Annotated in this window: 19 protein-coding genes and 2 pseudogenes; 14 read left to right on the top strand and 7 right to left on the bottom strand. The window is 68.3% G+C overall.

The window, feature by feature from the left end:
- Positions 1–13: 13 nt before the first annotated feature.
- Together ACZZZF_RS11085 and ACZZZF_RS11080 are read left to right on the top strand one after the other, a co-directional pair.
- A pseudogene (locus ACZZZF_RS11085) lies at positions 14–1,202 on the top strand (MFS transporter).
- A 35-nt stretch (positions 1,203–1,237) separates the two neighbouring features.
- Positions 1,238–2,071, top strand: coding sequence for an aldo/keto reductase (locus ACZZZF_RS11080; protein WP_295101241.1), 834 nt, complete (start codon positions 1,238–1,240; stop codon positions 2,069–2,071).
- A 30-nt stretch (positions 2,072–2,101) separates the two neighbouring features.
- Here the strand turns inward: ACZZZF_RS11080 and ACZZZF_RS11075 are convergent, their stop codons facing one another.
- The gene (locus ACZZZF_RS11075; protein ID WP_463498341.1) at positions 2,102–2,920 is read right to left on the bottom strand and encodes a shikimate 5-dehydrogenase; all 819 of its coding nucleotides are present in this window, start codon (positions 2,918–2,920) and stop codon (positions 2,102–2,104) included.
- A 542-nt stretch (positions 2,921–3,462) separates the two neighbouring features.
- On the opposite strand from ACZZZF_RS11075, the gene ACZZZF_RS11070 reads away from it, so the two are divergent.
- Complete coding sequence (locus tag ACZZZF_RS11070; protein ID WP_042540947.1) at positions 3,463–3,669, top strand: cold-shock protein; 207 nt, start codon at positions 3,463–3,465, stop codon at positions 3,667–3,669.
- A 117-nt stretch (positions 3,670–3,786) separates the two neighbouring features.
- On the opposite strand, the gene ACZZZF_RS11065 is transcribed toward ACZZZF_RS11070, so the two are convergent.
- Together ACZZZF_RS11065 and nucS are read right to left on the bottom strand one after the other, a co-directional pair.
- Positions 3,787–4,452, bottom strand: coding sequence for an HAD hydrolase-like protein (locus tag ACZZZF_RS11065; protein WP_463498339.1), 666 nt, complete (start codon positions 4,450–4,452; stop codon positions 3,787–3,789).
- A gap of 63 nt (positions 4,453–4,515) precedes the next feature.
- Entirely contained in the window at positions 4,516–5,211 is a 696-nt protein-coding gene (gene nucS, locus ACZZZF_RS11060; protein ID WP_053098298.1) for an endonuclease NucS, read from the bottom strand.
- Positions 5,212–5,358: 147 nt separating this feature from the next.
- Here nucS and ACZZZF_RS11055 point away from each other — a divergent pair, with 147 nt between their 5' ends.
- Positions 5,359–5,685 carry a hypothetical protein gene (locus ACZZZF_RS11055; RefSeq protein WP_053098299.1) on the top strand — a complete coding sequence of 109 codons (327 nt, stop codon included), beginning with the start codon at positions 5,359–5,361 and terminating at the stop codon, positions 5,683–5,685.
- A 1-nt stretch (position 5,686) separates the two neighbouring features.
- Here the strand turns inward: ACZZZF_RS11055 and ACZZZF_RS11050 are convergent, their stop codons facing one another.
- Entirely contained in the window at positions 5,687–6,937 is a 1,251-nt protein-coding gene (locus ACZZZF_RS11050) for an MFS transporter (RefSeq protein WP_320489405.1), read from the bottom strand.
- A 59-nt stretch (positions 6,938–6,996) separates the two neighbouring features.
- Between ACZZZF_RS11050 and ACZZZF_RS11045 the strand changes: the two genes are divergently transcribed.
- Positions 6,997–8,058 (top strand): LacI family DNA-binding transcriptional regulator, encoded by a 1,062-nt coding sequence (locus ACZZZF_RS11045; RefSeq protein ID WP_463498337.1) that lies wholly within the window; start codon positions 6,997–6,999, stop codon positions 8,056–8,058.
- A 21-nt stretch (positions 8,059–8,079) separates the two neighbouring features.
- Here the strand turns inward: ACZZZF_RS11045 and ACZZZF_RS11040 are convergent, their stop codons facing one another.
- From ACZZZF_RS11040 to ACZZZF_RS11030, 3 genes are read right to left on the bottom strand one after another with little or no spacing between them, the layout of a single operon-like run.
- A complete protein-coding gene (locus ACZZZF_RS11040; protein WP_463498335.1) occupies positions 8,080–9,579 on the bottom strand; it encodes a hypothetical protein in 1,500 nt (499 codons plus the stop codon).
- A gap of 47 nt (positions 9,580–9,626) precedes the next feature.
- Positions 9,627–9,953, bottom strand: a complete 327-nt coding sequence (locus ACZZZF_RS11035; RefSeq protein ID WP_053098302.1) for an L-rhamnose mutarotase — start codon at positions 9,951–9,953, stop codon at positions 9,627–9,629.
- A gap of 15 nt (positions 9,954–9,968) precedes the next feature.
- Complete coding sequence (locus tag ACZZZF_RS11030; protein ID WP_463498333.1) at positions 9,969–11,297, bottom strand: alpha-L-fucosidase; 1,329 nt, start codon at positions 11,295–11,297, stop codon at positions 9,969–9,971.
- Between the two features lie 86 nt (positions 11,298–11,383).
- Between ACZZZF_RS11030 and ACZZZF_RS11025 the strand changes: the two genes are divergently transcribed.
- The 9 genes and pseudogenes from ACZZZF_RS11025 to ACZZZF_RS10985 form a co-directional block, all read left to right on the top strand.
- Positions 11,384–12,727, top strand: a complete 1,344-nt coding sequence (locus ACZZZF_RS11025; protein WP_187249123.1) for an alpha-L-fucosidase — start codon at positions 11,384–11,386, stop codon at positions 12,725–12,727.
- An 80-nt stretch (positions 12,728–12,807) separates the two neighbouring features.
- Entirely contained in the window at positions 12,808–14,064 is a 1,257-nt protein-coding gene (locus ACZZZF_RS11020; protein ID WP_463498332.1) for an ABC transporter substrate-binding protein, read from the top strand.
- 13 nt (positions 14,065–14,077) lie between these two features.
- On the top strand, positions 14,078–15,040 hold the full coding sequence (locus ACZZZF_RS11015; RefSeq protein ID WP_463498330.1) for a carbohydrate ABC transporter permease: 963 nt from the start codon (positions 14,078–14,080) through the stop codon (positions 15,038–15,040).
- A complete protein-coding gene (locus tag ACZZZF_RS11010) occupies positions 15,033–15,896 on the top strand; it encodes a carbohydrate ABC transporter permease (RefSeq protein WP_187249122.1) in 864 nt (287 codons plus the stop codon). The genes ACZZZF_RS11015 and ACZZZF_RS11010 overlap by 8 nt, the downstream gene beginning before the upstream one ends.
- Positions 15,896–17,044, top strand: coding sequence for a mandelate racemase/muconate lactonizing enzyme family protein (locus tag ACZZZF_RS11005; RefSeq protein WP_463498328.1), 1,149 nt, complete (start codon positions 15,896–15,898; stop codon positions 17,042–17,044). Before ACZZZF_RS11010 ends, ACZZZF_RS11005 begins: the two co-directional genes overlap by 1 nt.
- Positions 17,041–18,054, top strand: a complete 1,014-nt coding sequence (locus ACZZZF_RS11000) for an aldo/keto reductase (protein WP_394195055.1) — start codon at positions 17,041–17,043, stop codon at positions 18,052–18,054. The genes ACZZZF_RS11005 and ACZZZF_RS11000 overlap by 4 nt, the downstream gene beginning before the upstream one ends.
- 5 nt (positions 18,055–18,059) lie before the next feature.
- A complete protein-coding gene (locus ACZZZF_RS10995; RefSeq protein ID WP_053098309.1) occupies positions 18,060–18,776 on the top strand; it encodes a GntR family transcriptional regulator in 717 nt (238 codons plus the stop codon).
- A 180-nt stretch (positions 18,777–18,956) separates the two neighbouring features.
- Positions 18,957–21,899, top strand: coding sequence for a Na+/H+ antiporter subunit A (locus tag ACZZZF_RS10990; RefSeq protein WP_463498326.1), 2,943 nt, complete (start codon positions 18,957–18,959; stop codon positions 21,897–21,899).
- Positions 21,899–22,399 (top strand): annotated as a pseudogene (locus tag ACZZZF_RS10985) (Na(+)/H(+) antiporter subunit C); the annotation flags it as partial. The gene ACZZZF_RS10990 and the pseudogene ACZZZF_RS10985, both read left to right, overlap by 1 nt.
- Positions 22,400–22,590 lie beyond the last annotated feature (191 nt).

The raw sequence follows: 22,590 nt of genomic DNA, 5'->3' as shown, positions 1-22,590 counted from the left end.
ACGGAGCACACCCATGCCACTCGGACTCATCGCACTCGCCATCGGCGCCTTCGGGATCGGACTCACCGAGTTTCGTGATCATGGGGCTCCTCCCCGACGTCGCCGCGGACTTCGGGGTCACCGAGGCCACGGCCGGCTGGCTCATCTCGGGCTACGCGCTCAGCGTGGTCGTCGGTGCACTCGGCCTCACCGCCGCAACGACCCGTCTGCCCCGCAAACCGGTGCTGCTCGGCCTCGTCGTGCTGTTCATCGTCGGCAATGCGATCACCGCCCTCGCCCCGGACTACACGACCGCCATGATCGGACGCATCGTCGCGGCGCTGTGCCATGGAGCGTTCTTCGGCATCGGATCCGTCGTCGCCGCCGACCTCGTCGCCCCCGAGAAGAAGGCGCGGGCGATCGCGATCATGTTCACCGGCCTCACAGCGGCGAACGTGTTCGGTGTTCCGTTCGGAACCTTCCTCGGGCAGCAGTTCGGCTGGCGGTCGACGTTCTGGGTCATCTCCGCCATCGGCATCGTCGCCTTCGCGGGCATCGCTCTGCTGGTCACGGCACCGAAGACGGCAGGCCAGCAGGTGAGTCTGCGCGGCGAGCTCCGGGCCTTCCGGTCCGGACAGGTGTGGCTCTCGCTCATCGTCACCGCGCTCGCCTTCGGCGGCATGTTCGGCGCCTTCACCTACATCGCCTACACGCTCACCGGGGTCACGGGCTTCGCAGACACCACGGCACCGTGGCTGCTCGTGCTCTTCGGCGCCGGGCTCGTCGCGGGCAACTGGATCGGCGGACGCCTGGCCGACCGATCGATCGACCGCACGCTGCTGATCTTCATCGCGGCTCTGGTCGTCGTGCTCGTGCTGTTCGGCTTCTTCGCCTGGTCGCAGCCCGTGACCATCGCGATCCTCGTTCTGATGGGCGCGTTCGGATTCGGCACGGTTCCGGGGCTCCAGAGCCGCATCATGCACTACGCCGGCGGTGCACCGACCCTCGCCTCCGGCGCCAACATCGGCGCCTTCAACGTCGGCAACGCCCTCGGCGCGTGGGCGGGCGGCCTCGGCATCGCCGCCGGACTCGGCTACACCTCGCCCATCTGGATCGGGGCCGCGATCACCGCATCCGCCCTGGTCGTCATGGTGATCGCCGTGGTCGCAGCCAGGAAGCCGTCGCCCGCCCCCACCGGCACGCTGCAGACCGTCGCCGCGTGACCACCCGATTCGCAGAGAGAGAAAGAAGCACGAGCATGAACGCTCCCATCGTCCCCACACTCACCCTGAACAACGGCCTCGAGATGCCCCAGCTCGGATACGGCGTGTTCCAGGTGCCGGATGCCGAGACCACGGCCGCCGTCGCTGCCGCCCTCGACGCCGGGTACCGCAGCATCGACACCGCGGCGATCTACGGCAACGAGGCCGGCGTCGGGCGTGCGATCGCCGAGTCGGGCATCGCTCGCGACGAGCTGTTCGTGACGTCGAAGGTATGGATCTCCGACCACGGATACGACGCGGCCCTGCGCGCATACGACGCGTCCCTCGAACGGCTCGGCCTCGATCACCTCGACCTGTACCTGATCCACTGGCCGACGCCTGCTCTGGCGACGTACCCCGAGACCTGGCGTGCGCTTGAGAGTCTCTACGCGGACGGGCGCGTACGAGCCATCGGCGTCTCGAACTTCGAACCCGAGCACCTCGCGCGCATCGCCTCCGAGGGTGGCGTCGTGCCCGCCGTCAACCAGGTCGAGCTCCACCCGGCGCTGCAGAACCGAGCGGTCGCCGAGGCGAACGCTCAGCGGGGGATCCTCACCGAAGCATGGAGCCCGCTCGCCCAGGGCGCCGTGCTCTCCGATCGCTCGGTCGTCGAGATCGCCGAGCGGCACGAGCGGACGCCGGCCCAGATCGTGCTGCGTTGGCACCTGCAGCAGGGACGCATCGTGATCCCCAAGTCGGTGACCCCCGCTCGCATCGCTGAGAACCTCGACGTGTTCGGGTTCGAGCTCGCCGACGACGAGCTGGCCGCGGTCGACCGCCTCGAGCGCGACGGTCGCACCGGCCCCCACCCCGCCGTGTTCAACGGCTGAGGTCCTCGGGGCGGATTGCGGGCGCAGTGGTCACTGCGCCCGCATGAACTCCTCGGCCGCCTGCACCTGAGCGGCGGAGGGGCGGATGCCGGTGTACAGCACGAACTGCTCGAGGGCCTGCAGGGTCGCCACCTCGGCGCCCGTGATGACGGTCTTCCCGGCCGCGCGCCCTGCGGAGATCAGAGGCGTCTCCGCCGGCAGGGCGACGACGTCGAACACGACGGATGCCGCCGCGATCTGCTCCTCGGTGAACGACAGCGCGTGCTCGTCCGCGCCTCCCGCCATGCCGATCGGCGTGATGTTCACGATGATGTCGGCGTTGGCGGCATCCGCATCCGCCGTCCAGGCGAAGCCGTAGAGGTCGGCCAGCCCTCGACCGCGCTCTTCGTTGCGGGCCGCGATCGTGACGCGGCTGAATCCGGCGTCACGGAAGGCGGCGGCGGTGGCCTTGGCCATCCCGCCTGAGCCCCGCAGCAGCACCGATGATGCAGGGTCGAGCGAGTTGCGCTCGATCAGCTGGGCGATCGCGCTGTAGTCCGTGTTGTATGCGGTGAGCACCCCGTCGTCGTTCACGATCGTGTTCACCGAGTCGATCGCCGTCGCTGAAGGGTCCATGCGGTCGACGAGCGCGATGACGTCTTCCTTGAACGGCATCGAGATCGCGCACCCGCGGATGCCGAGACCGCGCACGCCGGCGATCGCGTGGCCCAGGTCGGTCGGAGCGAAGGCCTTGTAGATCCAGTTCAGGCCCAGCTCCTCGTAGAGGAAGTTGTGGAATCGCGTGCCGTTGTTGCTCGGGCGTGCAGACAGCGAGATGCACAGGGTCATGTCCTTGTTCAGCATGGTCACCGCACCAGGCTACTCGCGCAGTCCGTCCCGTCATTGCCACCGATGACGACGATCGTCAACCCCCCTTGGCGGGATCGAACGGACTCCCCTAGTGTGAAGGTGCATGCACAGGGGATTGATCGTCTCCGTCTTCCCCAGAGACGGGCTGCCTTCCCCAGAGGCAAAGGCGATCCGTGCATGCGATTGGGCCCTCTCGAGTAGTTCTGTCCCCAACGGACTGCTCGAGAGGGCCGCTGTCGTTTGTCTCCATCTCACAAATTTCGAATCTGTCCCCCAAATGGGGGACAAAAGCAGGCGCGAGGGGTTAGGCTGGAATCTGACGCACCCTCCGGTCGTCTTCGGCCCTCATCGCTCCCCCCGCGGTGAGGGCCACACCATTTTCTGAGGGTCTCCATCTGCCCTGTCATGTGACCGCGGACGACCGCTCATGCAACATTTGGGTTACGGGCTGACATCAGGACTTCCGCTCAGCGCGTGCTCCACTAGCGTGGAGCACGTCGGGGCATCCTGCGTCGGCTTCTTTCCAGCAGAACAGGCAGTACATGAGCACCCAGGGCACGGTTAAGTGGTTCAACTCGGAGAAGGGCTTCGGCTTCATCTCCCCCGACGACGGCGGCGCTGACGTTTTCGCGCACTACTCCGCCATCGAGTCATCCGGCTACCGCTCTCTTGAAGAGAACCAGCGAGTCGAGTTCGACGTGGCGCAGGGCCCCAAGGGCCTGCAGGCTGAGAACATCCGTCCGCTCTGAGAGCGGACGTCATAGAACTCCCCGACCGGAGGTCTGCACTCGTTGCGACCCTCGGCGGGGAGTTCTGTGCTTTCCGGCCGGATTACTCCGGCCGAGTGGGCCCCCGGTCGGCCGAGGTCAGTGCAGCAGCAGCGCGCGCAGTTCGTCGGTCGATGCGGCGCGGAACGCGGCCTCATCGCCTTCGTGCGTGTCGCTGAAGCCCCACTCGACGAAGATCACCGGCACGCCGTTGGCGTTGCCGCCCTCGACGTCGTGATGGCGATCTCCGACCAGCACGGGGCGTGAGATGTCTGCCCCGCGCTCGGCCAGACGGCGCAGCGCCTCGGCGACGATGTCGGTCTTCGACGCGAGCGTCGCCTCGTCGGGCGTCGCACCGACCGTCGTCAGGAAGTACGGGCGCAGTTCGAAGAAGTCGACGATCGCATCGACCTGGATCTCGGGCTTCGAGCTGGCGGTCGCCTGAGGCACCCCTGCCGCGTGCAGATCGCGGATGATCTCGGGCACGCCCGGGTAGGTCGCGACATCGGTCGTGTATCCGTCGGCCTTGCCGAGTGTCCGATAGAAGGTGACCGCCTCGGTCGCCTGCTCGGGGGTCATCGCCGCCTGCGCCTGAAACGACTCGAACATGGGCGGCCCGATCCAGTGCACGAGCTGTTCGCGCGTGGGAGCAGGGTGACCGAAGTGCGTGAGGGCGACGTTCAGACGGCGCAGGATGCCGACCGACGCGTCGGCGATCGTGCCGTCGACGTCCCAGAGCACGCACGAATAGGGGGAAGAAGCCATACCTTCCAGCCTATGGGCAGTGTACGACGCGACCGACCGCGGTGGACATCTGTGCAGATGGCCTCAGAACAGGCGGGGGATGCCGGACTCGATGCCCTTCATATCGTCGTAGTCGAGCACGAGGCAGCGGATGCCGCGGTCCTCGGCGAGCACCCGCGCCTGCGGCTTGATCTCCTGCGCGGCGAAGACGCCCTGCACCGGCGCGAGGTGCGGGTCGCGGCCCAGCAGCTCGAGATAGCGGGTGAGCTGCTCGACGCCGTCGATGTCTCCGCGCCGCTTGATCTCGACAGCGATCGCCGCGCCGGCGGCATCCCTCACGAGCAGGTCGACGGGACCGATCGCGGTCGGGTACTCGCGGCGCACCAGGGTCGCGCCGTCGGAGATGCGCTCGACCTGCTCGGCGAGCAGGCGCTGCAGATCGGCTTCGACGCCGTCCTTCTGCAGACCGGGGTCGACGCCGAGGTCGTGGTTGGTGTCGTGCAGGATCTCGTAGATCTGCACCCGGAGCGCGTCGCCGGTCTTCTTGTGCGTCACTCGCCATACTTCGGTGACGCCGGCGATGGACTCCTCCTCGCCGGGTTCCTCGACCGCCAGGGAGCACGGCGGGCTCATCCAGTTCAGCGGCTTGTAGCTGCCGCCGTCGGAGTGCACGAGCAGACTCCCGTCTCCCTTGTGCACGAGCAGACGCGTGGCGAGCGGGAGGTGGGCATTGAGGCGGCCCGTGTAATCCACGGAGCAGCGGGCGATGACGAGACGCACCCGTCGAGCCTACTTCGTCGGGTCGACTCCTTCTGCTGATGTCAGCATCAGCGCCGAAGTTTCCACATCTGCGGCGGATCGACTCCCGTCGTCGATTCCATCGGACTGGATCCTGACATTCTGGGCGGACAGGTCAAGGATGAGGAGATGACGGTGTCGATAGAGCTCGTGACCATGATCGTGACCGTCGCGACCACGCTGCTGGGGCTTGCCGCAGGCTTCGGATGGATGATCACGCGCACGGATACGCGGTTCGAGATGTTCGAGCAGCGTATGGATGCGCGGTTCGAGAAGGTCGAGCAGCGTATGGATGCGCGGTTCGAGAAGTTCGAGCAGCGCATGGATGCGCGGTTCGAGAAGGTCGAGCAGCGCATGGATGCGAGGTTCGAGAAGGTGGACGTCGAGCTCGGAGAGGTGAAGATCGCCATCGCCCGACTCGAAGGCCCGGCGCCACGTCTGCTTGTCGCCCGCTGATCTACGAGGCTGACTTCGCGGTGACCGGCGGCGTCGACATCTCGTCCTTGCGGAGCGGGCGCGCGGCACCCGAGAACAGGCCGGACAACACGACCAGGCCGACGAGGATGTAGAGCGTGTTGAGCAGTCCGATGTGCTCGCTGATGAAGCCGAGCACGGGCGGGCCGCCCAGGAACGAGATGTAGCCGATCGTCGCGGCTGCGCTCACTCGCGCGGCCGCCTTGGCGGGGTCGTCTGCGGCGGCGGACATACCGAGCGGGAAGCCGAGAGAAGCGCCGACGCCCCACAGCGCTGCGCCCACGAAGACGAGAGGAAGGCTGGGGGCGAGGATGAAGAGCAGGATGCCGGATGCGGCGGCAACCGCGAGGATGCGCAGCACGGCGACGCGGCCGAACCTGTCGACCAGTGGGCCTCCGAAGACGCGGACGACGGTCATCGCGACCGAGAACGTCGCGAGCGCGGCGGCGCCCAGTGCGGTGCCGCCTCCGTGGTCTTCGGCGACGCCGAGGGCGAGCCAGTCGTTGGCACCGCCCTCTGCGAACGACATGCCGAGCATGACGACGCCGATCGCGTAGGTACGCGGCTCGCGCCAGGCGGACATCGCGACGTGCATCCGCTCCCGCCAGTGCGGCTTCTCTGCGTCGTCGGCCGCGGGGTCGAGTGCCTCTTCGCGTCGCGGCACGTTCGCGATGCTGGCGATGCCGATGGCGGCGATCGCGACGGCGATCACGAGCGTATGGGTGAAGACGTCGATGTGCAGCTGTGCGGCAAGCGCCCCGAGCCCGGCGCCGATCACGGTGCCGAAGCTGAAGAAGGCGTGGAAGAGGGGCAGGATCGTCTTGCCCGAGTGCTGCTCGATCGCGGTGGCCTCGACGTTCATCATGACGTCGACGCAGCCGTTGCCGAGTCCGAACAGCACGAGACCGATCAGCACCACGGAGTACGAGCCGAGGACGTTGGCGCCGATGCCGATGAGGGCCACGCCCGAGGCGAAGGTGAAGATCGACACCATCATGCCGAGGCGCGCGCCGGTGCGTGCCATGATCGCGGGGCTGGTCGAGATGCCGATGATCGAGGCGATGCCCGCGCCGAGCAGCAGCATGCCCACCTGAGCCTTGTCGACCTCGAGGGCGAGCTTGATGTCGGGGACACGGGACGCCCAGGTCGCGATCGAGAGACCGCTGGCGAGGAAGATCGCGAAGATCGCGGTGCGCCAGCGCACGTACTGCGATCGGGAGAGAGCCGTGTCCATGCGGATCAGCATATCGAATCGATTCGATGATCGGGAAGCCGGGGAGCTATCCTCGGAGTATGACGAGCCACGACAGCCCGCGCCGAGCGACGATCGCCGATGTCGCACGCGAGGCGGGAGTTGCCACGTCGACGGCATCCGTCGTCTTCAGCGGCAAGGCCAACGTCGCGCCGAACACGCGCGAGCGGGTGCTCGCCGCAGCGGCGGCTCTCGGATATGCCGGTCCCGACCCGCGCGCCGCATCGCTGCGACGAGGACGCAGCGGCATCGTCGCGGTCGTGCTCGAGGGCCACCTGCGTGCGGCGTTCCTCGACCCGGTGACCACCGCCATGATGGACGGCCTGACCGATGGGATGGCCGAGCTCAGTGCCGGCATCCTGCTGATGCGCGACGAGCCGGGCGACGACGAGTCGTCTCTCTCGAACGCACCCGTCGATGCGGTCGTGCTGATCGGGTGCTCGGGGCGCGCCAAGGCGTCGCTCGACATCGTGCGCAGCCGGGGCCTGCCGGTCGTCGTGATCGAGGGTGACGCGGGGGAGGGCATCCCGAAGATCCTGCTCGACAACTCCGCAGCGGCCGCGGACGTCGCACGTCACCTGCGCGACCTCGGACACCGCGACGTCGCACTCGTCACGCTGCCGCTCGACACCCGTCGCGAGCGGGGACCGGTCACTCAGGAGCGAATCGATGCCGCGACGGTGGATGTGACCATCGATCGCCTCGCCGGCATGCGCGAGATCTTTCCCGACGCGCCCGCGATCTCGGCGGGAGGCAGCTTCATCGACGAGGGGCTCCTCGCCGGACGGCATCTGCTGGCGGATGCCGAGACGCGGCCCACGGCGATCCTCGCTCAGAGCGATCTGATCGCCGTCGGCATCATCCGCGCCGCGGAGGAGCTGGGACTGCGCGTGCCCGAAGACCTGTCGGTCGCGGGTTTCGACGGGATCGCCGCCGATGGGCTCGGCGACCTCGTGCTCACGACCAGCGTGCAGCCGGCGGTCGAGAAGGGGCGCGCCGCCGGAGAGCAGGTCGCGCGGATGCTCCGGGGAGAACCCGGCCAGACCCTGCACCTCACGTGTCGGTTCCGCGAGGGAACGACCACCGCGGCACCGGCTCGCTGACACGGGTCGCTGCGGTCTCGCTCAGCTGCGCTGCGGTCCCAGGGGCAGGGTCTGACGGCCGAAGTCCAGGATCGAGTACCGGCCGCACTCGACCACACGCTCAGGCTGCACCGCCTGCGGAAGATCCCACGGCACGGTCTGCGAATCCTCGACGAGGAACGACACCTCGCCGACTGCGAAGTCCGTGCGGTTGACCAGCCACGCGTAGCCGTTGAGCTGATGATCGACCTGGACGAGGCGCGAGGGGTCTGCGACATGCAGTGCGGGCAGACGAACGGTCCAGAACTGTCCGGCGCCCGTGCGACCGGAGGCGTCGACCCAGTCCGTCACGCACGCGAGATCGGGGTCCGGCCGGGCGGCCGCGTCCGCCAGGCGCGGGATGCTGAGGCCGCCGACGACGAGAAGCACCACGCCGACGATGGCAGCTGTCGAACGACGCAGGCGGGCGGGGAGGCGAATCGCGCGAGGTGACGCGACGAGCACGAGCACCGGAGCGAAGACGAGAGGCTGCAGGTAGCGCGCGGCATGCGTGCCCAGCGCGATCGCCCCGACGACGACGACGATCGGTGCCGCCCAGGCCATCGCGGCGACGAGACGGGTTCCCGGGTCGCCCTGTTGCGCCGTTCTCGCGACGGCGAAGACGATGAGGGCGACGGTGACCAGCAGCCCGATCAGCCCGGGGAGGCTCTGACCGCGTTCGGCGATGAGCCGTGCGTAATAGTCGACCGACTCGTGCCAGTGGTCGGGCTGCGCGTAGCCGACGCCGGTGTTCGCGATCCATGCCGCGAACGGAATACGAGCCAGGAAGCCCGCGGTGGTGCCGGCGAGCAGCACCGCGATGAGGGCGAGGATCTGCGCACGCCGCGACGGCGACACGGCGGCGATGCCCAGGATGATCGCGAGGGGGAGGGTCGCCCACACCGCGTACAGCGGGTTCGAGAGAGCCGATAAGAGCGCGACGGCGCCGAGAGCGATCGACGGCGAGGCTCTGAGGCGGCCGTCGTCGATCACGCGCCGCACGATGCCGACCGTGATGACGACGCCGATCACGGTCGCCGAGTAGTAGGTGGTCGTCAGCTGCAGGGATGCGAGGTCGAGCGCCTCTCGCGACGCCGAGACATCGGTCATCGCGAGCATGCCGAACACCCCGAGCGCGACGACGGACCAGGTGACGGGCGCAGAACCCGCGCGGCCGCGGCCGGCGACGAGCCGGATGGCTCCATAGAGGGCGAGGAGATTGACGACCGCGCTGATCGCGAAGAGGCCGTTCACCGTCGCAGGCACGGCGGCGTCGATCGCGGTGAACGCCGCGGTCTCGGGCAGGAACAGCACGCTCGACATCGCCCAGTCGAGCGATTCTCCCGACAGCAGCGACCGCGCGAGCATCGCGACGACCAGCGAATCGCCGTCTCGGAAGAGCAGGTCGGACCGGGCTGACGACGCGACCACGGATGCGGTGACGATCGACACGGCGGCAGCGCACATCCAGCCGGCCAGCTCGCGCACCCACGTCCGAGTCACGGGGCTACTCTGCCACGAGCCCGCGGCAGACCCGGGCAGCGGGGCGGTCAGGAGACCTGCGACCTCAGATCCCAGACCTGCTCCAGGGGAGCGGTGCCCTCGGCGCCGTCTTCGTCGCGGAAGAGTTCGACGAAGCGACCGATGTCGGCCTGCCAGGCGTGGTCGGCCGGATCGTCCTCGAGCGCGGCGACCGCGGCATCCCAGTCATCGCAGTCGACCAGGTGGAACAGGCGCCGGCCCGACCTCCAGATCGTCCAGTCGTGGATGCCGATGCGCGCGAAGGTCTCGGCGAGAGCATCCGGGATGCGGGCGTGGTTCGTGCGGTAGTCGTCGACCGCGCCGTCGCGGATCTCGGAGTGCAGAGCGATGCGCATGAGAGGGTCCTTCCGTCAGTCCCTGGGCTGGAACGAGATCGCGACCGGGGTCGTCGCGTCCGCCACCTCGACCAGGATGGCACCATCGACGCGTTCTGCGGTCACCGGATGCTCGCCGATCCGTGCGCTGCTCTCGTCGAGCAGGCCGTGCGGATCGGGGAGCTCGACGTGTCCGTTCTGGTCGACGACCGCGTGCACCGCGTCATCCGTGCGTGTCCAGCGCAGCCCGGGGTCGTCGGACGCCGGCATCCGCTCTTCCGGTCGCGCACCGAACACGGCGTGCCCATACTGCCTGTTCCAGTGGCCGATGCCCTCGAGGGTCTCTCGTTGCAGATCGGGGATGCGGCCGGACGCCTCGAGGCCGATGTTGAGCAGCAGGTTGCCGCCGCGTGAGACCACGTCGACGAGCAGAAGCACGGCCTCGTGCGCCGACAGCAGGTGCTCGCTCGTCTCCCTGCGGTTGTGGCCGAACGAGAGCCCGATCCCCCGGGTGTTCTCCCACGCCTCGCCGACCTCGACTGCGGTGCCGTGCACGTACTCGCTGGTGCGGAAGTCCCAGTGGGACTCGCCCCAGCGATCGTTGACGACGCCCTCGGGAACCTGCGCGTAGAACGTCTGGAAGGCGTGGGCGATGCTCTTCGGCCCCGGCTCGATTCCCGCAGCCGGCCACCGGATGTCGCCCCAGAGGATGTCGGGACGATAGCGGTCGATCAGGTCGATGACGTGGTCGTGCGCATATTCCGCGTAGGCGAGGTCATCGGGGGCGGGGGCGCCGTCATGGGCGATGGGCGGCAGGTCGGAGAAGTGCCAGTCGAGACCGCCCGAGTAATACACGCCGAAGCGGAGGCCGGCCGCGCGCGTCGCGTCGGCGAAGGCTCCGATGAGGTCCTGCCCAGGGCCACGGGCGACGGTGTTGCGCCCATCCGTTCCCGGTGCGTCCCAGAGCGTGACGCCGTCGTGGTGCTTGGTCGTGGGGATGAAGTATCTCGCGCCCGTCGCCGCGACCACGGCGAGCACCTCGTCGGCGTCGAACTCCTCGGCCTTCCAGGCATCGAGGAAGTCGTCATAAGGAGCCCCGCCGTAGACCTCCTCGTGATGCCGGTGGGTCGGCGAGCCCTCGATGCGCATGGTGTTGGCGTACCACTCGGCATAGGGATTGTGGGCGTACCACTCGTCCCGTGGCACGGCGCCGAGCTCACCGGTGGGCTCTGCCCAGGCGGGAACCGAGTACGGCCCCCAGTGCACGAAGATGCCCAGTGCGGCGCCGCGGAACCACTCGGGAAGCGGTCGCTCGAACTCGCGGTAGGCCTCGGGACGAACAGGATCGGTTTCGAACATCGCCATCGGTAGGCACCTTTCATCACACCCTTGTGAACGGTTTCGTCTATCACGTATCCTATAGGAAATCTTGGACTCAAAGGAGAGGTTCGATGACAGACGCACGCTTCCGACGCCCCACAGAGCGCATCCCCGGCGGGGAGTGGTTCAGCGGCGCAGGCTTCGGCCTCTTCGTGCACTGGGACCAGGCATCGCAGCAGGGCATCGAGATCTCCTGGCCCCTCGTCGGACGATCGATCATTCCGGGTGAGGATGCCGTGGAAGACGCCGTGACCGTGGCCGAGTACCAGGCGACGGCTCCGACGTTCGACCCCGTGAACTGGGATGCCGCAGATCTCGCGCGTCGTGCCCGCGAAGCGGGAGCCACCTACCTCGTCTTCACGGCACGTCACCATGCCGGATACAACATGTTCTTCACCGAGGAGTCCGACTTCGGCGTGCAGCACGGCCCCTTCGGTCGCGACATCACCCGTGAGTTCGTCGACGCCGTGCGCGCCGAAGGCCTGAAGGTCGGCATCTACTACAGCCTCCCCGACTGGAACCACCCCGACTATCCGGCATTCCGCGATGAGGACCGGCCGTACAAGCTCGAGCACTGGCCCGCCGCGGGCCTCGCCGAGTTCGCCGACACCCCCGACGCGACCGATCGCCACCGGCGGTCGAGTCCGGAGGAGTGGTCGCGCTACCTCGACTACGTGCGGGCGCAGCTGACCGAGCTCCTCACGAACTACGGGCAGATCGATCTGCTCTGGTTCGACGGCGACTGGGAGCGCTCCGCCGTCGAGTGGACGGCGCCGGCACTGCGCCGCCTGATCAAGGAGCTGCAGCCCGATGTCGTCATCAACGACCGCCTGCCCGGCCAGGGCGACTACCGCACCCCCGAGCAGGGCTTCCCGCTCACCCCGCCGACCGGTCCGTGGGAGCTGTGCCTCACGATCGGCGATCACTGGGCATGGCGCACGGGGCCGGACAACGAGAAGTCCGCGCGGTCGCTGCTCGTCACCCTCATCGACGTCGTCGCCCGCGGCGGCAATCTGCTGCTCAACGTGGGGCCCGGTCCCGACGGTGCGCTGCCGGCGGTCGAACAGGAGCGGCTGGGCGAGTTCGCGGAATGGATGCACGCGCACGCCGAGTCCGTGATCGGTGTCGAGCCCACCGTCGGCATCGACTTCCACGGGCCGACGACCGCGCGCGCCGGACGCCTCTACCTGCATCTGACCGCGGTGCCGGTCGACGAGATCATCGTGCGGGGCCTGCCCGTGCGTCGCATCACCCGGGTGCACCGCCTGGCCGACGATCTCGAGCTGCAGCATGACGCGAGCTTCGAGGTGCACGAGGCCTCGATCGCCGGCGACGACCTGGGCGAGCTGCGCATCGTCGCCCCCGCACCGAGCGGCGCCCTGATCGACGTCGTCGCCATCGACTTCTCCGAGTGACCCGAGCACGACCCGAACCCCCGAGCAGCACCCCCTCACCCATCGCATCGAATCAGCATCCAATGAAGGAGGCAGACAGAATGAATGCACTCTCATCCCGACGCGCGAAGCGTCTCATCCTGACAGGCGTCGCGGGCCTCACCGCTCTCACCCTCGCCGGCTGTGCCAGCGGATCGGGAGGAGGAGGCGGCGACGCCGGCGGCCCTCTCGTGCTCTACACGTGGGCCGCCAGCGAGGGCGATCAGGCGCAGTGGGCTGACTTCATCGACGGCGCCCAGGCCGAGGATCCCGACCTCGACATCACCGTCGAGGGGCCCAGCTTCTCGGACTACTGGACCAAGGTGAAGACCCGCCTCAGCGGCTCGAACCCGCCCTGCCTGCTGACCACGCAGGCGGCCCGCGCGCAGGAGCTCGGCGACCTGCTGATGCCGCTCGACGACCTGATCGAGAAGTCCGACTTCGACATCGAGAACATCGACGCATCCATGCTCAGCGGCATGACGGTCGACGGCACGATCAGGGCGATCCCCTACGATGCCGAGCCGATCGTGCTGTTCTACAACGTCGACGCGTTCGAGGCCGCGGGTCTCGAACTGCCCGGCACCGAGTACACGCGCGATCAGTTCATCGCGGATGCGAAGGCGCTGACCGACGGCGACAAGAAGGGCCTCGCGCTCGCACCCGGCATCTTCATCCCGAACGCCTGGTCGCTCGCCGACGGCGTTCCGGCCGTGACCGAGGACGGCGAGCTCGACCTCACGAACCCCGACTTCGTCGACCAGATCCAGAGCTTCTTCGACCTGGTGTCGGTCGAGCAGGTCGCCAAGGCCCCCGAGGCGGCGGACGGCTCGGAGGTCTCGCAGCAGGCCTTCACCTCGGGCGAGGTGCCGATGCTGATCGAAGGTCCGTGGATGTACGGCAGCTTCGCCGACGCCGCCGACTTCACGCTCGGCGTCACGATCGTCCCGTCGACCAGCGGCGAGGCCGCCGCGATGACGGCGGGTTCGGGCTTCGGCATCGCGGCCAACTGCGACCGCCCGGACGAGGCGTTCGCGGCGATCGAGGCACTGACCTCGGTGTCGGTGCAGGAGAAGCAGGCCGAGGCGCGCGGCATCGTTCCGGCGCGCATCGAGGCGCTCCCGGCCTGGGCTGAGGGCAAGACCGAGGGTGCGGCCGAGGTCGTCGAGGCTCTGCTGGCCGATGCGACCCCGCAGCGCACCACCCCGACCTGGAACCAGGTCGAGACCCTGATGACCCAGTACGGAGTGCAGGGCTACCGGGGTGAGCTGACGGCGGAGGAGATCATGGAGACCATCCAGAACTCGGTCGCGGGCTGAGCGGATGGCGATCATGAGCGAGCGGAGAGAGGCCACGGCCTCCTCTCCCGTGCCCGGCGCGGCGGGAGTGCGCTTCGGCGCTCCCGCCCCGCGGGTTCCCCGCCCCCCGCGACGGCGCGGCCAAGCCTGGGTGGCGGTGGCCTTCCTCGCACCCGGGATGATCGGGTTCGTCCTCTTCATCCTCACTCCGCTGTTCGGGTCGGCCTTCATCAGCCTGTTCGACTGGAAGCTGTTCGGCAGCCCCGACTTCATCGGCTTCGAGAACTACGTCAAGCTGTTCCGCGACCCGACGTTCTACACGGTGCTCGGCAACACCCTGATCTTCGCGATCGTGTACACGGCGCTGAATCTGGTCGTCGCCCTCACCATCTCGCTGTGGCTCAGCACGCGCATGAAGGCGGCCGGGGCGTGGCGGGTCATCTTCTTCCTGCCCGTGATCACGCCCGTGGTGGCCAACGCGCTGGTGTGGCGACTCCTGCTCTCGCAGGACGGTCTCGTCAACTCGATGCTCGCGACCGTCGGCGTCGACGGACCGAACTGGCTGTCGGACTCGGCGTGGGCGCTGCCCTCGGTCATCGCGATGTCGGTATGGCAGTCGTTCGGCTACAACGTGATCGTCCTGTCGGCCGGACTCAGCGCGATCCCGAAGGAACTGCTCGAGGCCTCTCGCATCGACGGCACCTCGGCGTGGCAGCGACTGCGCTTCATCATCCTCCCGCTGCTCTCGCCGTCGCTGTTCTTCTGCTCCACGATGACGATGATCGGCGCGTTCCAGGTGTTCGTACAGCCGCTCTTCCTCACGCAGGGCGGGCCGGGAGAGAGCACCAACACCTTCGTGCTGTACCTGTACCGCAACGGATTCGTCTTCGATCGGCTCGGCTATGCATCCGCTCTCGCGTGGATCCTCTTCCTCGTCGTGATGCTCATCACGGCCCTGCAGTTCGTCGGCCAGCGCAGGTGGGTGAACTATGAGTGACGTCGTGAGCCTGCCCCGTCGTGCGCGACAGCGCCGTGAGTCGCTCAAGGAGTGGCTCAACACCGCAGCCATCGCCGTGGTCGCGCTGATCTTCGCGTTCCCCTTCATCTGGATGTTCCTCACGGCGCTCAAGCCCGAGAACGAGGTCTTCACCGCCACCCCGCAGATCTTCGGATCGGAGATCCGCTGGGCGAACTTCGTCGAGGCGTGGACCGTCGTGCCGTTCGGACGCTTCATCCTCAACGGCCTGTTCGTCGCGATCCTCGGCGCCGCCCTCTCGGTGATCGTCGCCGTGCTCTCGGCCTACGCCTTCTCTCGACTGCGGTTCAAGTACCGCGACAAGCTCTTCCTGCTGTTCGTGCTCACTCTCGTGCTGCCGCAGGAGGTGCTCGTCGTCCCGCTCTTCATCATGATCAACAGCTGGGGATGGAACGACAGCTACGCGGCCCTCATCATCCCGTTCGCCTTCACCGCGTTCGGCACCTTCCTGATGCGGCAGTTCTTCCTCACCATCCCCATGGAGTACGAGGAGGCGGCACTGATCGACGGCGCCTCGCGACTGCGCACCCTGTGGTCGGTGCTGCTGCCGCAGCTGGTCGCCCCGCTCAGCGTGCTCGCGGTGTTCTCGTTCATCGGCTATTGGAACTCGTACCTGTGGCCGCTGATCATCATCAACACGCAGGACATGGCCACCGTGCCCCTCGGGCTCGGCATGTTCACCGGTCAGTTCGGCACGCAGTGGTCGCTGCTCATGGCCGCATCGACACTGGCCGTCATCCCCTCGTTGATCCTCGTGCTGCTGCTGCAACGGCAGCTCATCAAGGGGGTCACCCTGGGCGGACTCGGAGGACGCTGATGACCACGACACACCACACCACGAAGCCCGTGCGGGAGGCCATCGCGGACGCGACGGCCGGCAGCCGCATCGTGCACGCGGAGGCGCAGCTGTGCGACCTGCCCGTGGAGACCGAGCGCACGGATGCCCTGCAGACGTTCGTCAAGCAGGAGACCATCTTCGTGCGGCTGCGCACCGCCGACGGCACCGAGGGCATCGGCTACAGCTACACGATCGGCACCGGCGGCGGGGCGGTGCTCAGCATGCTGCGCGAGACGCTGCTGCCCGCTCTGATCGGGCTCGAGGCCGAGCGTCCCGAAGCGCTGTGGCTCGCACTCTTCGGCATCACTCGCGCCACCACGGTCGGGCCGATCACGGCACTCGCGCTCGCCGCGGTCGACACCGCGGTCTGGGATGCGAAGACCCGTCGCGCCGGACTCCCGCTCTGGGTCGCCGCCGGAGGCGCGTCGCCCTCCGTGCCCGTGTACGACACGGAGGGCGGATGGCTGCACTTCCGCACCGACGAGCTCGTCGCCCATGCGGTCGCCGCCAAAGAGCGCGGCATGGGCGGCGTGAAGATCAAGGTCGGCATGCCGCGAGGGCACCAGGACCTCGAGCGACTGCGTGCCGTGCGCGACGCGGTCGGACCCGGCATGGACATCATGGTCGACGCGAACCAGTCGTTCACGGTCGCCGAAGCCGTGCGTCGAGCCCGGCTGTTCGAGCAGGTCGACGTCTTCTGGTTCGAAGAGCCGCTGCCTGCGGAGGACATCGAGGGGCATCGCCTTCTGGCGCGCTCGACGTCGGTGCCGATCGCGGTCGGCGAGAGCATGTACTCGCTCGGTCACTTCCGCGAGCACCTGCAGCGTGGCGGCGCGTCGATCGTGCAGGCCGACGTCGCCCGGGTCGGCGGGATCACTCCGTGGCTCAAGATCGCGCATCTGGCCGAGTCCTTCAACGCCCCCGTCGCGCCGCACTTCCTCATGGAGCTCCACGTCTCCCTCGTCTGCGCGATCCCCAACGCGCTGTACCTCGAGCACATCCCGCAGCTGCGAGCGGTCACGACGGGCGAGATCCGCATCGAGAACGGTCGCGGGTGGGCGCCGACCCAGGCGGGCCTCGGCATCCCCTGGAACGATGACGCCCTGGGCCGGCTGATCGTGTCATGAGTGCGCCTGTCTCCACCGCAGCGAAGCCCGTCGCGATCGGACGCGGAGGGCTTCTCGCCCCGCCCGTCGCCTATGGGGCTGCCGCGCTCGGCAATCTGTACCGGGCGCTGGACGACCGGGAGTGGCCGCGGATCGTGCCGGCCGCGTGGGAGGGCGGCGTGCGGTACTTCGATGTCGCGCCGCACTACGGTCTCGGCCTCGCCGAGCGACGCCTCGGCGAGAGCCTGCGCGAGCTCCCGCGTGAGGAGTACATCGTCTCGACCAAGGTCGGACGCCTGCTGGTTCCGCAGGATGCCGCGGGCCGCTCGGACCTCGACAACCTGTTCGACGTGCCGGCGGATCATCGGCGCGTGCGCGACTACTCCCGCGACGGCGTGCTGCGCTCGGTCGAGCAGTCGCTCGAGCGCCTCGGACTCGACCGCATCGACATCGCTCTGGTGCACGATCCCGATGAGCACGAGCGCGAGGCGCTCGAGGGTGCCTTCCCCGCCCTGAGCGAGCTGCGGGACCAGGGCGTCATCCGCTCGTTCGGTGCCGGCATGAATCAGAGCGGCATGCTCACGCGGTTCGTGCAGGAGACGGATGCCGACGTCATGATGGTCGCCGGGCGCTGGACGCTGCTCGACCAGTCGGCCGCCGATGACCTGCTTCCAATCGCCCGGGAGCGTGCGGTGACGGTGCTGGCCGCCGCCGTCTTCAACTCGGGAATCCTCGCGACGGATGCTCCCGCTCGCGATGCCACGTTCGACTACGGCCCCGCGGACCGCTCGGTGCTCGCCCGGGCTCAGGCGATCGCCCGGGTCGCCCGGCATCACGGCACCACACTCCCCGAGCTGGCCGCACAGTATCCGCTGACGCATCCCGCCGTGGGCGCGGTGGTGATGGGCGGTGCCAGCGCGGAGCAGGTCGCGCGCAACAGCCGTCTCGTCGCACGCCCGGTCGCCGAGGCGGTCTGGGACGATCTGCGTGATCGCGGTCTGATCGCCGACGAAGGGCACCCCCTACGATGAGACTCATGTTCGGCGACGACGAGGCACGCGGACCGAGGCCGCTTCCGGCGCGGCGCGCGCTCGTCGACGACGTGTACGACGCGGTGCTCGGCCTGCTCATGGACCAGGTCATCGAACCGGGAGCAAAGGTCAACATCGACGCGGTCGCCCGCGACCTCGACGTGTCTCCGACGCCCGTGCGCGAGGCGCTGACGCGGCTCGAGTCCGAAGGGCTCGTCGCGAAGCGGGCGCTGAAGGGCTATGTCGCAGCTCCTCTGCTCGACGCGGCGGGCCTGCGCGATCTGTACGACATGCGCGAGCTGCTGGAGCCGGAGGCGGCGCGGCGTGCATCGGCGCATCTCGACCACGAGACCGAGACCGAGCTGGCGGAGTCCGTGGTGACGATGCGTACAGCGTCGGCACCCGATGAGGACGAGCGCTTCCGCAACTACCGGCGGTTCATCGACGAGGATCTGCACTTCCATCACCTGATCGCGGAGAGTGCGCAGAGTCCGCTGCTGTCGGAGGCCATCGTGCGGCTGCGTGCGCACATGCACCTCTACCGGCTGAACTTCCGCCACGACTTCGAAGACGACACCGTGAGCGAGCACGAGAGCATCCTCGACGCGCTGCGCCGACGCGACCCCGAAGCCGCCGCCGCGGCGATGAGGATGCACATCGCGAACTCGTACGACCGTCTCGGTCCGGCGCTCGCTCGGCAGGCTGAGAACGCATCCGAATGAGCTGATTCTGCGTGCGAGATCGCGCAAAGTGCCCGAAAATCCGGGGGAAACCGACCATTTGCATGGTCGGGCGCCGACATCATCGACCCTGAAGCGCGGAATATCAAGGTAAACTCGATATCGACACCCGCCCGCCCGCCTGCGCCGCCCCCGGCCGACGAGCTTTGAGGAGCCGCGTATATGCTGACGCTCCTCGCCGTGTTCCTCCTCGGGTCGATCCTGATGCCCGTTCTGGTGCGCTGGCTGGGATCCCAGGCATTCGCCATCGCGGCTCTCATTCCCGCCGCGGCATTCATCCACGCCCTCGTCCTCACCCCTCAGGTGCTCGACGGACCGACGCCCTTCGTCTCGGTCGCGTGGATCCCGCAGCTCGGACTGAATCTGTCCATGAACATGGACGTGCTCGGCTGGGTGCTGACGCTCATCGTCACCGGCGTCGGTGCTCTCGTGCTGCTGTACTGCCGTTGGTACTTCCATGACGACTCCGCCGGCATCGGCCAGTTCGCGGGCGTGCTGCTCGGGTTCGCGGGTGCGATGTACGGCCTCGTCCTGACCGACGACCTCGTCATGCTCGTGATGTTCTGGGAGGTGACGAGCATCCTCTCGTACCTCCTCATCGGGCACTACCGACGCCGCGCCGCCAGCCGACGAGCAGCACTGCAGGCGCTCCTGGTCACCACTCTCGGCGGGCTCGTGATGTTCGTCGGAGTCGTGCTGCTCGTGGTCGACGCGGGTACCTCGAGCATCCGCGAGATCCTCGAGATCGCACCCACAGGCGCCATCGTCGACGCCGCCGTCGTGATGCTCCTCGTCGGCGCGATCAGCAAGTCCGCGATCTTCCCCTTCCACTTCTGGCTGCCCGGTGCGATGGCGGCGCCCACTCCCGTGAGCGCGTACCTGCACGCCGCGGCGATGGTCAAGGCGGGTATCTACCTGATCGCGCGCTTCGCCCCGATCTTCGCCTTCACCGGTCCGTGGCGGCCGATCATCATCTCGCTGGGCATCCTGACGATGCTGATCGGCGGCATCCAGGCGCTGCGCGAGACCGACCTCAAGCGCATCCTCGCGTTCGGCACCGTCAGCCAGCTGGGCTTCTTCTCGGTCGTCATCGGCTACGGCACCCAGGCGAGCGCGCTGGCCGGTCTCGCACTCGTGATCGCGCACGCGCTGTTCAAGTCGGCGCTGTTCCTGATCGTCGGCGTGATCGACCGTCAGCTGTCGACGCGAGACATCACCGAGCTGAGTGGCGTCGGGCGTCAGGCTCCCGTCATGGCGACAGCGGCATTCATCTCCATCGCATCGATGGCCGGCATCGCACCGACCCTCGGATTCGTGGCGAAGGAGTCGACCCTCACGGCGCTCCTGGACGACGCACTGCACGGCTCGCCCTGGGGGCTCGTCGCGATCATCGGCGTCAGCCTGGGATCCATGCTCACGGCGGCATATGGCATCCGCTTCCTCTGCGGTGCCTTCTGGACCAAGCGCGATGCGGCGGGCGATCGCCTTCCCGACACCGCCTGGCCCGACCCGCCCGTCGGATTCCTCTCGTCGCCGATCATCCTCGCCGGGCTCACGCTCGCCGCCGGGATCGGAGCACCGGCTCTCGACGTCGCGCTCCAGGGATACGCGCTCACAGCCACCCCGGGCCTCGATGCGGAGGGGGTCGCCGCGGAAGGACCCGGGCACCTCGCGCTCTGGCACGGTCTCGAGCCGGCGCTCGGCATCTCGATCCTGTCGATCCTGCTCGGCGCCGCGGTCTTCCTCCTCACGCTGCGCACCGGATGGGACCGCAAGGCGCGACTGATCCGCTTCACTGCCGCAGACGTCTACTACCTGGTCATGCGCGGTATCGACCGACTCTCGGTGCTGAGCACGACGCTCACCCAGCGCGGCTCTCTGCCGGTCTACGTCGGCACCATCTTCGTGGTGTTCGTCGCCGCCGAGATCACGGCGCTCGTCGCCAGTGACATCGATCGCTTCCAGCTCTCGGCCTGGCACACGCCCACGCAGCTCGTGGTCGCGCCGATGATGGCCGCCGCGGGCGTCATGGCCGTGCGCGCGCAGAAGAGATACACGGGCGTCGTGCTCGTGTCGATCACCGGCCTCGGGATGGTCGTGCTGTTCGCGACCAGCGGCGCCCCCGACCTCGCGCTCACGCAGATCCTCGTCGAGACCGTGACGATGGTCACCTTCGCACTGGTGCTGCGTCGCCTGCCCGCGCGGATGGGCGAGCACAACGCCTCTGTCGGGCGCATTCCCCGCGCGCTGCTGGGTGTCGGGGTCGGGCTCACCATGGCGCTGGTCGCGATCGTGGCGACCCAGTCCCGCGTCGCGGATCCGATCTCCGCCGCGTTCCCGAAGCTCGCGTACGAGATCGGTCACGGCAAGAACGTCGTGAACGTCGCCCTGGTCGACCTGCGCGGCTGGGACACGATGGGCGAGCTCTCGGTGCTCGTGCTCGCCGCCACGGGTGTCGCGTCTCTCGTGTTCGTCACGCACCGCGCCGACATGCTCTCCGCGACGAAGACGCTGCCCAAGGCGCGCCGCCGTCGCACGCTCAGCCGCCCGCTCGTCGAGACGACCGAGGGCGTGCGCTTCCAGACCGACGAGAACGAGAGCAGCCCCCGCGCCTGGCTCGTCGGCGGCCCGAAGATGAAGCCCGAGAACAGGTCGATCCTGCTCGAGGTCATCGTCCGCATCCTCTTCCACACGATCATCGTCGTGTCGATCTTCCTGCTCTTCTCCGGCCACAACCTGCCAGGCGGAGGCTTCGCCGGAGGCCTCGTCGCGGGCATGGCCCTCGTCATGCGCTACGTCGCCGGCGGACGCTGGGAGCTGGGCGCTGCCGCACCCACGGATGCCGGGCGACTGCTCGGTGCCGGTCTGATCCTCGCCGTCGGCACGGCGGTCGTGCCGCTGTTCTTCGGCTTGGCGCCGCTCACCAGCAACTTCTGGGAGTGGGAGATCCCCGGCATCGGCCACATGGAGTTCGTCACCTCGACCATCTTCGATGTCGGTGTGTACCTGGTCGTGATCGGCCTCGTGCTCGACGTGCTGCGCAGCCTCGGTGCCGAGGTCGACCGTCAGGCGCAGGAGTTCCGCGAGCGAGGGGTGACCCTCTGATGGATGTCTCCCTCACCCTGATCGTGATCATGGCCGTGCTCTTCGCCTGCGGCGTCTACGCGATGCTCGAGCGCAGTCTCACCCGCGTGCTGATCGGCTTCCTGCTGCTCGGCAACGCGACGAACCTGCTGCTCCTCATCGTCATGGGAGTGCCCGGCAACGCGCCCTTCTTCGGAACCGAGGGCGAGCTCAGCGACCCGCTGCCCCAGGCGCTCACCCTGACCGCCATCGTCATCACGTTCGCCGTCTCGGCATTCCTCCTCGCCCTCATCTACCGCTCGTGGCAGCTGGGTCAGGCCGACACCGTCGAGGACGACGAGGCCGACATCGCACTCCGCGAGCGCACCGATGCCGACGAAGACCTCATGGACGACGAGGCCGACGCGGCGGACGACGAGGCGACCACGGACTTCGTCGGCGTGCAGACGTCGCCGATCACCGTGCTGCACATGCGCGACCACGCCGCGATCAACGACGACGCTCCGACCGACCGGCCCACCCCGCCTCGAGCCGTGTCTGCGGCGTCCGACCAGGATCCCGATGTGGATGCCGGTCCAGGCGCGGCCGTCCTCGACGGGGAGTCGGCACCGCCCGACGACGACGCCGAGGACTCGACGCACTCGTCGGCTTTCCGGACGGATGCCGACACGCACGCGTCGGACGCCCACGAGACCGATGCGGCGGACGCCGC

Source organism: Microbacterium sp. AC215 (genome assembly GCF_979258645.1).
The sequence above is the reverse complement of the archived record's forward strand: the minus strand, read 5'-3'. Positions and strand labels throughout refer to the sequence as shown.

Coding starts and splice junctions, on each gene's coding strand:
- ACZZZF_RS11080 (WP_295101241.1), top strand. CDS start 1,238: ATGAACGCTCCCATCGTCCCCACACTCACCCTGAACAACGGCCTCGAG.
- ACZZZF_RS11070 (WP_042540947.1), top strand. CDS start 3,463: ATGAGCACCCAGGGCACGGTTAAGTGGTTCAACTCGGAGAAGGGCTTC.
- ACZZZF_RS11065 (WP_463498339.1), bottom strand. CDS start 4,452: ATGGCTTCTTCCCCCTATTCGTGCGTGCTCTGGGACGTCGACGGCACG.
- ACZZZF_RS11055 (WP_053098299.1), top strand. CDS start 5,359: ATGACGGTGTCGATAGAGCTCGTGACCATGATCGTGACCGTCGCGACC.
- ACZZZF_RS11050 (WP_320489405.1), bottom strand. CDS start 6,937: ATGGACACGGCTCTCTCCCGATCGCAGTACGTGCGCTGGCGCACCGCG.
- ACZZZF_RS11045 (WP_463498337.1), top strand. CDS start 6,997: ATGACGAGCCACGACAGCCCGCGCCGAGCGACGATCGCCGATGTCGCA.
- ACZZZF_RS11035 (WP_053098302.1), bottom strand. CDS start 9,953: ATGCGCATCGCTCTGCACTCCGAGATCCGCGACGGCGCGGTCGACGAC.
- ACZZZF_RS11030 (WP_463498333.1), bottom strand. CDS start 11,297: ATGGCGATGTTCGAAACCGATCCTGTTCGTCCCGAGGCCTACCGCGAG.
- ACZZZF_RS11025 (WP_187249123.1), top strand. CDS start 11,384: ATGACAGACGCACGCTTCCGACGCCCCACAGAGCGCATCCCCGGCGGG.
- ACZZZF_RS11020 (WP_463498332.1), top strand. CDS start 12,808: ATGAATGCACTCTCATCCCGACGCGCGAAGCGTCTCATCCTGACAGGC.
- ACZZZF_RS11015 (WP_463498330.1), top strand. CDS start 14,078: ATGAGCGAGCGGAGAGAGGCCACGGCCTCCTCTCCCGTGCCCGGCGCG.
- ACZZZF_RS11010 (WP_187249122.1), top strand. CDS start 15,033: ATGAGTGACGTCGTGAGCCTGCCCCGTCGTGCGCGACAGCGCCGTGAG.
- ACZZZF_RS11005 (WP_463498328.1), top strand. CDS start 15,896: ATGACCACGACACACCACACCACGAAGCCCGTGCGGGAGGCCATCGCG.
- ACZZZF_RS11000 (WP_394195055.1), top strand. CDS start 17,041: ATGAGTGCGCCTGTCTCCACCGCAGCGAAGCCCGTCGCGATCGGACGC.
- ACZZZF_RS10995 (WP_053098309.1), top strand. CDS start 18,060: ATGTTCGGCGACGACGAGGCACGCGGACCGAGGCCGCTTCCGGCGCGG.
- ACZZZF_RS10990 (WP_463498326.1), top strand. CDS start 18,957: ATGCTGACGCTCCTCGCCGTGTTCCTCCTCGGGTCGATCCTGATGCCC.